This is a genomic window from Anaerophaga thermohalophila str. Valhall (genome assembly GCF_000250735.1).
GTDB lineage: Bacteria > Bacteroidota > Bacteroidia > Bacteroidales > Marinilabiliaceae > Anaerophaga > Anaerophaga thermohalophila_A.
Window position 1 is genome coordinate 23,281 of the sequence record NZ_AHZV01000039.1, and the last position, 13,674, is coordinate 36,954.

At 45.3% G+C, this 13,674-nt stretch carries 8 protein-coding genes; 2 read left to right on the forward strand and 6 right to left on the reverse strand.

Going from position 1 to position 13,674, the window contains the following annotated elements:
- Positions 1–12: 12 nt before the first annotated feature.
- From OQ5_RS0101490 to OQ5_RS0101520, 6 genes are all read right to left on the reverse strand, one after another.
- Positions 13–1,536: a glycoside hydrolase family 10 protein gene (locus OQ5_RS0101490; protein ID WP_016775790.1), complete on the reverse strand. Its 1,524-nt coding sequence runs from the start codon at positions 1,534–1,536 to the stop codon at positions 13–15.
- 354 nt (positions 1,537–1,890) lie between these two features.
- Positions 1,891–3,741: an MFS transporter gene (locus tag OQ5_RS0101500; RefSeq protein ID WP_016775791.1), complete on the reverse strand. Its 1,851-nt coding sequence runs from the start codon at positions 3,739–3,741 to the stop codon at positions 1,891–1,893.
- A 226-nt stretch (positions 3,742–3,967) separates the two neighbouring features.
- Positions 3,968–5,311, reverse strand: a complete 1,344-nt coding sequence (locus tag OQ5_RS0101505) for a SpoIID/LytB domain-containing protein (protein ID WP_016775792.1) — start codon at positions 5,309–5,311, stop codon at positions 3,968–3,970.
- Between the two features lie 284 nt (positions 5,312–5,595).
- Positions 5,596–6,558, reverse strand: coding sequence for a DUF4922 domain-containing protein (locus tag OQ5_RS0101510; RefSeq protein ID WP_016775793.1), 963 nt, complete (start codon positions 6,556–6,558; stop codon positions 5,596–5,598).
- Positions 6,555–8,030: a glycosyltransferase family 2 protein gene (locus tag OQ5_RS0101515; protein WP_016775794.1), complete on the reverse strand. Its 1,476-nt coding sequence runs from the start codon at positions 8,028–8,030 to the stop codon at positions 6,555–6,557. Before OQ5_RS0101515 ends, OQ5_RS0101510 begins: the two co-directional genes overlap by 4 nt.
- A gap of 110 nt (positions 8,031–8,140) precedes the next feature.
- Positions 8,141–11,203, reverse strand: coding sequence for a golvesin C-terminal-like domain-containing protein (locus OQ5_RS0101520; RefSeq protein ID WP_016775795.1), 3,063 nt, complete (start codon positions 11,201–11,203; stop codon positions 8,141–8,143).
- A gap of 376 nt (positions 11,204–11,579) precedes the next feature.
- Here OQ5_RS0101520 and OQ5_RS0101525 point away from each other — a divergent pair, with 376 nt between their 5' ends.
- Both OQ5_RS0101525 and murQ read left to right on the forward strand, forming a co-directional pair.
- Complete coding sequence (locus OQ5_RS0101525) at positions 11,580–12,419, forward strand: BadF/BadG/BcrA/BcrD ATPase family protein (protein ID WP_016775796.1); 840 nt, start codon at positions 11,580–11,582, stop codon at positions 12,417–12,419.
- Positions 12,420–12,461: 42 nt separating this feature from the next.
- A complete protein-coding gene (murQ, locus tag OQ5_RS0101530) occupies positions 12,462–13,301 on the forward strand; it encodes an N-acetylmuramic acid 6-phosphate etherase (protein WP_016775797.1) in 840 nt (279 codons plus the stop codon).
- Positions 13,302–13,674: the final 373 nt, after the last annotated feature.

The window sequence follows — 13,674 nt, forward strand, 5'->3', positions numbered from 1 at the left end:
TTTGGAACATTTTTATTGGGGAAGGCTGAGGCTGATATCTTTAAAATATTCAACCACCGATTCAATATTGGTCGGGCTCAGCGCCGAAATTACAAAATAATACTTACGCGGATTGGTTTCACGGGTGACTTCCACCGTCAGTTCGTTCTCTCCGGTAACGGCAAAAATATTTTCAGCATTTTCGTTACTGGCAGCTTTACCATATTTAAATTTGTAGATTACAAAAACCTCATTATTTCTCCCTGGTTCCCAACTCATACGAACCGAGTCGTTATCAAGCTCAATCACGGGATTCTGCGGCACACCGGGTGTGATTTGTTCGACTCTCGGATTAACCGGTGCCAATGCCTCGTAACGGAAGGGACGCCTGAGCAGTTTCTCCTTCAGGCGACGGGGATTGTTCCTGAGAGATTTTGCGCTGAAGAACATACTGCCGTCAATATTCGGATAGGTGCGGTTCAGCTTAATTTGCTTAATTATCTGGCGTGATGACCGCCATTCCCGGTCGTTTGAATCGCGGTCGATACGATAAAAAGCCTGACCTACATAAAGACGGCAGCCCAGTGCATTTTTACTCCACCAGTCGGCAATGACGGCATAGTCGGCTACTTCCTTCCCGATGTGCCAGTAAATTTGTGGCGTAATGTAATCAATCCAGCCCTCTTTCTGCCATCTCAGAATATTGGCATACAAATCATCGTAGTTGGTTTGCCCGGCTCTGGTTGCCGATCCGCGCGGATCATCAGACTGGTTACGCCAGACACCAAAAGGACTGATACCAAAAGCTACGGTTGGTCTTACGGCCTCAATGGTATCATGCAACTGTTTAATGATCATATCGACATTTTCACGTCGCCAGTCGTCCTTTTCATCTGCGGCGAAACCACGCGGATACTTCTCAAAAGCCTCCTGGTCGGGAAATTCTTCCCCGGCAATCCGGTAGGGATAAAAATAATCGTCGAAATGCAGGGCATCCACATCATACCGTTTCAGGACATCAGCCACAACAGTGGCCACATGGTTTCTTGTTTCGGGGAGACCGGGGTTGAAATAACGGGCTTTGCCATACGTCACGAACCATTCAGGATGTTTGTTAACCGGGTGATCATCCGAAATTGAAGCCATGGCTGTATCAACTACTGCACGGTATGGATTGAGCCACAGATGAAGTTCCAGACCCCGCTTGCGACACTCATCAATGGCAAATTGCAACGGGTCATAGAACGGATCGGGTGCTTTCCCCTGTTCCCCTGTCAGCCATTGCGACCAGGGTTCCAAATCTGAAGGGAAAAATGCATCTGTGGCCGGTCGAACCTGAAAAATCACTGTATTCAGGTTATACTCTTTGGCCAGGTCGAAAAGTCCTGTCATTTCATCTTGTTGCATATCCACCGACAGACCGGGTTTTGACGGCCAGTCAATATTGGCAACAGTTGCAATCCAGATGGCGCGCATCTCACGCTTGGGATACTCTCCTGCCTGTATCGAAACGGTAAGAAGCATCAGAGTTGAAAGAATGGCTATTTTTCGTAACATAGTAAATAGTTTTGGAGACTAAGGCTAAAATTAAGGTTGAGGTTGAGGTTGAGGCTGAGGTTAAGGCTGAGGTTGAGGTTAAGAATTCACCATAGAGAATACAGAGATAGAAGGCAGAAGGCAAAAGGCAGAAGGCAAAAGTTAGAAACTCGGAACCGGGAACGAAAATTTTGCACACCCCTGCTCCCTTACAGCGATAGCCCAAATGCACGATTCCCTCTGTATTATTTTTTTTGTATCAACATCAAATCTGTGTTCATCTGTGTAATCTGTGTTGCCTCTCAACCTCAACCTTAACCTTAACCTCAGCCTCAACCTTAACCTCAGCCTCAACCTTAACCTCAGCCTTAATCTCTATTGGTCTACATTTTTTTTCTTAATGCCGAAAGTAGGATCGATCTTCAGAAACTTAATAATAATAAACCCCGGGATGGTACAAATCACCACCCAGATAAAGAAATTCTGGTAGCCTACAATTTCCTGAATCCACCCCGAGATCATACCGGGGATCATCATTCCCAGGGCCATCAGCCCTGTACAAATGGCATAATGAGCTGTTTTGTGGCTGCCGGCAGCAAAGTAAATCATATACAGCATATATGCGGTAAACCCAAATCCGTAGCCAAACTGTTCAAGAGCTACCGATCCTGAAATGAGCCACATACTTTGCGGGGTAGCATACGAGAGATATACAAATACTACATTGGGAATATTCATTGCAAAAGCCATGGGCCAAATCCAGTATTTAAGACCTTGCTTAGATGCTACCAAACCACCTAAAATTCCGCCCAGCGTCAATGCAAGAATGCCTATTGTCCCGTAAATCAGTCCAACATCGCCTGTTGTAAGTCCCAGGCCTCCTATTTCACGGGCATCCAGCATAAATGGCGAGGCCAGCTTCACTATCTGTGACTCCCCAAGCCTGAACAACAGCAAGAATGCCAGTGCCGGGCCTATATTTTCTTTCACGAAAAAGGATTTAAAAGTAGCGAAGAACTCTGTAAACATATTCTCTCCTTCTCCCTGAGTCACTGCCTTATCAGAGTCGGGGCGCGGCAAAATGAACCGGTGATAGACAAAGAAAACGAAAAACAAACCGGCCAAAATGAAGAAGGTGATCGTCCAGGCCAGCGGAATATTACCCGACCGGCCTTCATACCAGGCCGAAGAATGCTCTTCCAGTTTCGGGTCGAGCTGAATAACGATCCAGGCTGTCTTCTGCCAGTTGGATTTATCCACAACAATGCGCTCCCCCTCTATCAGCTTAATACTCTCATCGCCTCTTCTGATTCCCGTATTCAGAGCGACTTCCTCATCATCCTCAGGCGACCTGGTCAGACGGACTCCGACAAGCCCGATATTTCCGGGCCGGAGTGATGCTTCTACCACCTCATCGCGACCAAAGGCTCCTCTCAGCTTTTCTTTCAAAGGTCCTGATACGTGGGTTGCAAACCATCCGGTCTCCGCTTTTGTCTTTTTCTTTGCTTCCGGAATTACGAACCCGTTTTTCAGGTTCTGATTCACAGCCCATTGTTTAATACTGTCGATTGTTTCGGGAGAGGCCTTTTGAGTCGAAATATGAATCTCATCATTTGTTAGCACAAAGGCCATTTCGTCAGATTCCACTGACTTTTCGAATTCGGGAATCTCTATTTGTGCAGGAAGATCGGGACGTGCATGAACATTAAATTCAACAGGATCAAGACCGGTGTAAGTTTCGAAAAAGCCTGCCAGAATAATGAGCAATCCCTGACCGGTGATCATAGCCACACGATAAAAAGTGCTCCTGATACCAATAAAGTAAGCTTGTTTGTGTTCGTCGAGTGCCAGCATATAAAAGCCGTCGGCAGCGATATCATGTGTGGCCGAACTGAAAGCCAGCAACCAGAAAAATGCCAGAGTATACTGAAAAAAATCGGGCACAGGAATGGTAAAAGCCACGCCTGCCAGACCGGCACCTACTAACATTTGCATCATTATGATCCACCAACGTTTGGTCTTTAACAGATCGACTACAGGACTCCAAAGTGGCTTTATGACCCATGGCAAATAAAGCCAACTGGTATAAAGCGCGATATCGGCATTGGATATTCCAAGCCGCTTATACATAATAACCGAAACGGTCATCACTATGACGTACGGAATGCCTTGTGCAAAGTACAGTGTCGGAACCCAACTCCAGGGTGAACGGTTTTTTGAACCCATATATCAGATTATTAGACGATTAGATTTTAGATGTTGGACTTCAGGCATCTTTTATAATTTCTCAAAACAATAACCACGATTGCGAAGCTCGTCAATTATTTCAGCAAGGTGGTTATAAAATTTATCCTTTCTGTCGGGATGTACGCCCGGATGTATCAATAACAATGCGCCGTTCAGCCCTTCTGTTTCCTCAAAATCAACCTTTTATTTTGCATATCAGGTGGAATTAATAACGTTTTTCCAGTTGAGCACCTCTGAAATAATGCTTCAATATTTCCTGGTAGGAATAACCTTTAGCACCCATAACGGCGGCTCCAATCTGACAGAGACCAACACCATGTCCCCAGCCGGCTCCGATGAGTGTGAATGACGACGGGACGCGCCCTTCTTCTCCTTCCTTCTCAACGATAAAGGCAGAGCTGTACAAGTGAGATTCCGAAAGAGCTTTACGTATCTCAAGCTCTTTACCAATGGTTAATTCTCCTTCTGTTCCGACAATTTTAAGACGGATAAGGCGTCCCGATTCACCCCGTTCAATAGGCACCATGTCCAGAATTTCTCCGAGGTCAAGATTCACTTTCTTCTTCAGTAATTCCCTCACCTTTTCCTGGGTAAGCGTCACCTTCCACCTGTAAAAATCGGCGGTTTCCTGGTCGTAATCGTTCAACACCTGCGAAAGCACTTCTTTGTCATGGGTATTACAGAACGCGGCCGGATTACCGGTAATCCACGCACGGGCAGCTTCTTCATCCTTCAAATCAAGTTTGTAACCTTCAGGAGGCACATCATTGTCAATCACTTTTGTAAGATATGGATGATTTACCGGTTCCCAAACATTTTCGAACAATTCGGAAATACCACCACAGGCCTTGGAAAACCGTGCATCACATATCGTGTTATTGTAAACCAGCACTTCACCAAAAGTATCGGCAATAGCCGCCTCCACTTCTTTGGTCGACGCCCGTGTAATTCCCTGATAGCGTTGACAATGATCATCGGCACACACATCAAAGTTAAGATGGTCTTCACGGTCGTACCATTTTATTCGCTCGCCGGGACTCTCCATAACAGTTTCGTAGTTGCCGGTCTCTTTCAGTTTTTGTTCCTTCTCTTTCTGTGCTATCAGCCAACTGCGTGATATAACAGCATGGGCTCTAAGCAATTGAGGCGACGAAGTTGCACTCATCTCGGAAGAAATGACACTCACCAGATAATCTTCCAAAGGCAGGCGATTAACGGCTGTAAGATGCCCTTCTTCTCTGATGATACGCAATGTTCCCTTAAAACGCTGATCTTCTTTACGCTCCCAATGGAAATTAATGCCTATGACCACATCCTTCAGTTCGAAACTGCTCTTTTCGTAATCAACAGGTTCCAGTTCAACAGGAAGTTCTGCACTGATCTCGCGATTATTGATCAAAATTCTGAACGCTCCGTTGTGGTAAGAAGCATGACCTTTGCCTTCATATATTTCACCGGAAGCCCTTAAGCGGAACGGGCCTTCGAGCTGAAACGAAAATTCGGGGGCAAACAATACCCCAACTTCAATATTTGGTTGTAAATTTTTCATGATAATCCATTTAACTTTAAAACTGTTTCACGTCAAGGGCCAAAGGCCACTGAAAGGGAATTTCCCGATCCATGCTGCATACCACAAGTTTCGGCCCCATCCTCACCTGCCCTTACAGGGCGAAAACCAACTTTTGTCTCTCTTTTCTCAAGGCGTTACCGTTAAGTTCAACCAGGTCGGGCTTTTAGCCCGAACTAATATTCTCAGGAGGTTATATGCTCAATGCCGCCTGATCCACCCGACGTGCTCTCTTCTCCATGCTCTCTGCCCTATGCTCCCTGTCTTCAGGTATTAAAAATAAGTTTCACCAGATGCCACGAATCCTCATCCAGCGTAACCTGATGGAAAATATCGGCGACTAAATCCTTATTCAGTTTTTCAAAGTCCTCTTCCCGTGGGGTGATCAGTACACCTCCAAAATCGACCGATGCCGGACTTAACAATACCTGTTCTGCTCCTTTGGCATAAAACTGACGGGGACGATGTTCTCTGCGCGGGAAAACAATAACCCTCCAGAAATTATGTTCCCATGAGCAAAGAATGTTCAACATAGGTTCCTGTTCGTATTTTTGAAGTTTCCCCAAAAATCGGAAAACTCTCGAAAACCAGTTTTCAAGCAATTTTTCATTGTTGCTTTCAAGGACAAGCGTCTTTCTGTAATAATTCTCTACGCTGTGTACTTTAATTTCTTTTCTGTCTAAAAGCAACGATTTCCCGGGATGCAAACGATATTCCTCTTCAATGGGAAGGAACCCTTTATTGCCGGCCTGAAAATGAAAGTGATCGGGTGCACTGGCTCCGCATCGCGGACCATTGTAAAACAGCACAAAGCCTGGAAGTTCACGGGCAATCATCAACATATCTGCGAGACGTCCTTCAATTCGCTGGTCAATATGCTCCCTGTGAGGGATAGTCAGATGCCTCGAAAAGATAGGGTAAGGATTAACCAGAATTTTATAATCCCCAACATCAACCCCTTTTTGTTCGGCAGGCAAATTTCCGGAACATAAAAAACATTTCCGCTCTTTGATCGATTTTGGATCCACTTTAGCCGCCGAGGAGCGGATACGTCCCGGATTGAACTGAACCCGCATTTCTGTTGAAGGACTCATGTGCAACGTACGGGTTTTCACCTCCTTCAGACCGGCATAATTGTCACGGGCCAACGGCCAGTTAGCAAGCTGATCATCAATCAATTCATTTACCTTTTCCTTTAACACCTTGTTTTCAGTTATTTGGTTGATCATGATCGTTTTTGGTTTTTTTCAATTCGTGCCCACAACTCCATTGTTCTCACTCTGTCTTTATAGAAATTGTGATTATTCATCTTTACAATATCAAGTGATGCATCGGAATTATCCTCCCAGCGCCGACACATGTAAAGCGGTTTATATATTCGTCCAATCTGATAATCGCGCGACACTGCCAGCCCCACTGCATAATCTTCTCCATAGCTTACATTTGGCACTCTTATCTTCCGCAATACGGGTGTATAAAAAGCCCGGGGTGCTCCCAGTCCGTTAATTCGTAGCGCATTGTTACGTCCGTTTTCCGGCGTCCATTCCTTATGGTCGATAAGTCCGGGAGGTATCTCTTCCAGCTTGAAGTTAACCATTTGGTAAGACCCGATCACCATTGCGCAGTTTTGCTCATAAAAAGCATCCACAATGGTTTGTATTACTTTATCATCGGCATAAAGGTCATCACTATCGAGCTGGATGGCAAATTTACCGCACGATTCGTGCATAATGGCCATGTTCCAGCACCCGCCAATACCAAGATCTTTGCGTTCCGGGATCAGATGTATCAAACGATCGTCCTCTCCGGCGAGCTTTTTAAGGATATCAGTAGTCCCGTCATCTGAATGGTTATCCACAATAATTAAATTGAAGCTGAAGGAAGCTTTCTGACTGAAAACAGATCGCACCGCGTCCTCAATGGTTTTCGCCCTGTTTCGTACAGGAATAACCACCGATGCCTCGACCGGAAAATCGGCTTCTTCGAATTTCACCGCTTTAAATCGAGGTTCAAGGTATCCGCCAATATCTTTCAGGTGCAGTGTACAGGCTTTCTCCATCTCTAACTGAACTTCCCTGTTTTTGGGGTCCACGTAATCAAAAATTTTTTCACCGGAACGGCGGGTATCGGTTTCCATTTCGGTATACAAAAATTCCGGCAAACGGAAGAGTTTATGATTTTGGGATATTTTCAGCCGCAGGTCATAAAGACCGGCAAAACTGAATTCTTCGTTCATCCTTCCGACTGCTTCCTTAACCGCCGGAGCAGAAAGAAGAAGAAGAGAGCCGAAATTGAAATCATCACGTAAACTCCCATCCTGATAATCAATCACGGGATGATTGGTCATTTTCCCCTCTTTCAGCGCATAATAGTCGGAATAAACCATCCCCGCCCGGGTATATTCAGCTGCCTGAACCATGCGTGCAACCGAAAAAGCGCCAAGCTTCAGTGGTAACGATTTGGTGTACAATAAAATGAAGTCAGCACTATGGCTGCGGTTTGCAATCTCCCTTACCATGGCAGTCGAATTAAGAGCAGGTACTTCAAGAGGCTTCACCCCTTCAGGCAGAACAACTTCACGGTTTTCGGGAGTTACCATTACATTAATTTCCGAAACCTCATCAGAAGCCTTCAGTTCATTAATGGTTTGTTTCAGATCGGCCTTTTCGGCCACCGGTAAAAAACATGCAATTTTGCTCATATAATCTGGTTGTTTTTTGTTACAAATCAAAATGTCGGGGAGTCCTTACGAACACTGAAAAGGACCAATCGACCGACCAGCCGGTTGCCCGTATAACAATCTGTTGTGAATTAATTGTTCTGAAAAAAATTCAATATATCCTTCATCAATTTGTTTCGTTCTTTGTGGTCGGACACCGCTTCAAACGGAAACCCCAGTGCAACGCTCCGGTAGCTTCCCGAATAAGCCACACCGGCACTTACTTTACCGGCGGTGTACCTGAATATCCGGAAGGCACCATCACCTGCGGGTTCAATGCCATCAGGTGCTTCCACCCTATAAATATGAGGATGATAACCGGCATTATAGCTGAGAGACGGCATGAAAAAAGCTGAGGCTTTGTCTGTCACCATCAGTTCACCTGTATTGTCGGCATGATTGGTCATCCAGCGGTAATGGAGATACTTTTTGGCAAAATCGATGGCCAGAGTATCGTTGTTTTCTACCGCGTCGGTACCGATGTAAGCACCGGAAATCAGAACGTTACCGCCTTCGGATACAAATCTTTTCAGATTCTCCTGAACCCCGGAGGTTAAAACCCGGTAATCTTTATGCCGCCGGTTAAACAAAGCCGGAGTACCTCTTTCTTCCCCATAGATCAAATCGACAGCAAAATAAGGAGCAACATTAAAGTTCTTTTTCGCGAACACCTCATCGCTCACAGAAACGAAAGAATAACCGGCATCCCGGATGGCTTGCCCGTGACAAAAAACAAAATCAAAATTATTTCCGGGAATAATTTTCCCTTCCATATCGGCATAGCTGGCACCATTGCCGGGGCTGTCGTCGTCGAGCCATGGAGAAGAGCGGTCGTAGTCGTATTGCCGGCCAACATGACTCATATCCCTGTGCCAGGGCACACCTTCGTCTTTCCACCATGCAACACCGGTTACATTACCATCGGTAAAAGCAGGAGGTGCCACCCTGTCGAAAGCATTAACAATGAGCACCGGATCAGTGGAATTCCGGTTTAAAGAAACCGCAAGGATTTCGCCGGGGAAGCTCTGACCACCTTCATTCAAAGCTCTTACTTTAAAACTGTAAATGGTTTCATATTCGTCCAGCTCTATCACCAGGGATGTATCGGTGGTATAAATGCCATTATCAAAGCCGTTATCATTAATTCTTTGGTAAACTTTGTATCCGGTTGGTACAGCCGAAGGCTCCAGCGGGTCTTTGACCGGACTCCAGCTGATTTTTACTTTTTTTCCATCCACAATTTCCAGTGCCATATTATCGGGCGGAAGCGGTTTTATAATCACCCGCCGGCCCTCGCGTGCTGCCAGAAAACGTGCCATCCCCTTATAGATGGCTCTGGCAACGGTAAACTGAAAACGCGGGTCAAGACCGTATTTCATATCGGCCGGATTCTGATGCGACAAGAGTTCCAGCAACATGGTGGGAACATTAGGTCGCCAGGCCTCAGAATATTGTCTGTCCCACATGGCACGTCTGGTCCACTCATCTTTAAAACTCAGCCTGACATCGGATACAATTTGCGACTGAATCATATCGGTCAGATCGCGGCTGGCTAGTTTAGAAGTGCCATCCGGAAACAATCCGTCATCGCGTTCACTACTGTATATTCCGAGGGTGCCAATAACAGAGTCGCCTGGTGTAGTGCCTGCATCGGTATGAAAAGCGAAAGCCAGATCAACAGGAATATTCAAACCCTCCACATCCCTTGCACCTGTAGGACCATTGGGACGCCCCATCAAATAGTTGACCCATTCGCCACGTGATTGGTAATCATCGTTGTAGTCGTTCTTATTGTCGTTAAGACTATAAACAATAGAGTCGGGCATTCCCGCGTACTGAAGCTGGTATCGTCCGGCTTCCATCCAGCGAGGCTTGCCGCTCAATTTGTATGTATATTTTATGGAGTCTTTACGCTCAAGCCGGTGAGAATGGGTTTGCCCGTCTTTCAGCGACCACTGCCTCGGAATATAAGCTCCGGAAGGACGACGGGCTACATTGCCCATGCCACCCCCGAAACGAACCGCATCGGCTGAAACCACACCTGTGGAGTTTTTGGGCGTAACGATTGTTACAGAACCCTGACCGGGATTCTTTCCGGCCTGAAAATGGAATGTACCCAGGTAAACCCAGGTGGCGTATCCCATCTGTTGATTCAAAGAAAAACGGGTCTCCCCGCCCGAATGATTCACAATACAGGGAACATTGGTCAGTGCATTTTCTTCTTTTCCCCAGGAAATATAAACGGCATATTCGCCTTTTTCAGGAATTTCGGGAACATATTTCAACGTCCCGCCTGCCTCGGGTGATACCTCCATTTTCAGGTAAGAGCCCGACGCAAAAGGATTTTCCCCGGGAAAGAGTGTATCCTTTGGAGCAAACCCCGTTCGGTCGCTTTCAATCCATTGACCGTTTCCATCGTTCACTACCAATTCACTGTTACCCGTAGAGCGATTATTATCAACAATCACTTCATTCACCTGAGTATCACGTTCACGGGAAAGAAAAACAGTAGCTCCGGCATCTTCCAGCATCGGGACAAGAAAATTCCTCGTAAATGTAAAAGGATAAATATCTTCGACCGTTCCGAACAAACGGGCACGTTGCCATTCCCATCGGTCGAGTTCGGCCTCGTAATAATAACCATGACTGGCCCACAAAGCAATGTTATTATTGCTCAGGCCTTCCGGAAAATCCGGTTCCGAAATATTCTCTGCCAGAGGCTGACGAAGAGAGGGTGATTTCAGCCGCAACGAGTCGGGGATACCATTATAATAATATACCGGGATATAATCTTCCAGGGGACGCCCCTCGCAATAAAGTTCAATGCTGTAATCTCTGAAACGCCTTCGCAGATTGTTATGTATGTTATACTTTAAGTGATCAAGCCAGACATGCCTTACCGGGATTCTGACAACATGCGGAGAGAGGTAAATCTCCGCACGCTTATTATCCTGGTCAACGGCAACAGAATCAACTTCCATCCGACCAAGATAGTTCCATCCTCTGAACAATTCGGACGAAGGAGAAATGTCCTCCATCACCTTTTCGGCCCATCTTTTTTCCTTTGGGTTCAATTGTGAGAAAGCAATGTTTTCTATTCCCGGAAAGAAAACAAAGAACATCAACAATACTTTATAAGCTAAGCCAATTCGCATGCCTGATTTTTTAAAAAGAGACTACCGCGATCTGTTAATGAAATTCGTATTACAATAATCATAACGAAAATTAATGAACAGATCAGGTTAAAATTTAACATTTGACACATTCTAAAGGGATTTATCTCCCGTTTTTCCAGCGGTTCAAATAATAAAAAAAACAATTCAACAATACTCCCAAAATCACTGAGAAACAGACATTTTTCCCCTTTAGCAATTATTTATTCGTAAATTACATCTTTAATCGGAGTTCAAAATTAGAAACAATTTTTAAAGAAACAAAAATTTGTAATACATCTTATATGATATGAAAAACTAAACATTTTTTAGTACCTTTGCCATTCAAAAGTGAAATATATAATACAACTTTCGCAGTATGATACTCATTGCCGACAGTGGATCAACAAAAACCACATGGTGTCTTCTCGACAAGGGGAATGGAGAAAAAAAATTTATCCAGACCAGGGGGATCAACCCGTATTATCAGGACGAAGATACCATAATCAGCACATTGAAGGAAGAATTTAATGACAAACGGCGCAAGTTTGATTCAATCTTCTTTTACAGCGCGGGTTGTGCCAACCCCGAGATCAACAAAACAGCCCGCAATGCACTGGACCGGTTTTTTGAAACCGGTCACCTCGAAGTGGAAAGCGACCTGATGGCTGCTGCGCATGCGCTTTGCGCGGATAACGAAGGAATTGCATGTATTTTGGGTACCGGCTCCAATTCATGCCATTATGATGGCACACGTATTATAGAAAATGTATCTCCCCTGGGATTCATCCTCGGAGATGAAGGCAGCGGCGCAGTAATAGGAAAAAAGTTGTTGTCAGATATCCTAAAAAATCAACTTCCAAAGGATATAACCCAGCTGTTCTTTGACACTTTTAAAACCAATGCTGCCGAAATTCTGGATCACATATACAAGCAACCTTTCCCAAACCGGTATGCGGCCGGCTTTACCAAATTTATCTCCGATCACATCTCACATCCCTCTCTCTATGCACTGGTCAGGGATGCTTTTGATGAATTCCTGGTACGAAATGTTTTACAATATAAAAAAGCCCAATCCCTGCCGGTACATTTCACCGGAAGTATTGCCTTTTACTTTGATAAGATATTGAAAGAAAGTCTGAAATCCAGAAACCTCACCCCCGGAAAGATCATTAAAGACCCGATGCCCGGACTGATGGATTATCACGCCCGGCAATAATGCCAAAGAATACAATTTTTGATTTTAATAAACAACAATACAATGTCTGATAAGAACAAATTCACGCTTAGCATTACCGAGTCACCGTCGAGATTCAAAGACCTTGAGAAAATGGAAGTAGCCGATCTCATACGGAGTATCAATGAAGAGGACGCCAAAGTGCATATCGCAGTAAAGGAAGCACTTCCTCAAATTGAGCAACTAATAGTCCGCATCATAGACAGGATGAAGCAGGGAGGACGGCTTTTCTATCTTGGGGCAGGAACCAGTGGACGTCTCGGGGTACTCGATGCTTCGGAATTACCGCCTACTTTCGGGGTCCCCGATACATTAGTCATCGGGCTCATAGCAGGGGGCGACGTTGCTCTCAGAAAAGCTGTTGAAGATGCAGAAGACGATCCTCACATGGCATGGGAAGAATTGAAAAAATACAACATCAGCAAACTCGATACAGTAATTGGTATTGCTGCTTCAGGAACGACACCTTATGTCATCGGCGGGATACGCAAAGCCAGAAAAAACGGCATCCTTACAGGTTGTATCACCTGCAACCCGGATTCCGACATTGCCAGGGTTGCCGAATTTCCCATCGAGGCAATAGTGGGGCCGGAATTCATTACCGGAAGTACACGTCTCAAGGCCGGTACTGCCCAGAAAATGATCCTTAACATGATCACGACTACCCTGATGATCAAACTTGGAAAAGTGAAGGGAAACAAGATGGTTAATATGCAGCTCAACAACCGAAAACTCATCAATCGTGGCACTCACATGCTCATGGAAGAGCTAAGTCTGGACCAGGAAACTGCCCAGGACCTGCTCATCCGCTATGGCTCGGTCAAAAAGGCCATCGACGGCTATAACAAATCACGGAGGCAATAAAGCAGAGGACAGGGAGTAATGGTGGAAGGGCGGAAGGGTAGAAAGGTAGGATGGCCTAAAGTGAATAGGGCGCAAGGCAGGGAATTGGGGTATTAGGGCAGTAGGTCCGTAGGTCAATAGGTTAATAGGCGATTAGGTGATTAGGCGAGTAGGTGATAGAAATTAACCGCGGAGCGGTGGAAGACCGGTAGCAGAATGATTTTATGAATAGAATAAGCTGCGGAGCTGCGGCAGGCGCGGGATTGTAGAAACGAGCATGGCAATGATTGCCACAAGAGAACATGTATAAGTTGTTGCATGCGAGTTCCATCCGACCTAAATAATAAATTTTATACGGATGAATTATCTTAACCAGCTTTATTCATAAGTTTTC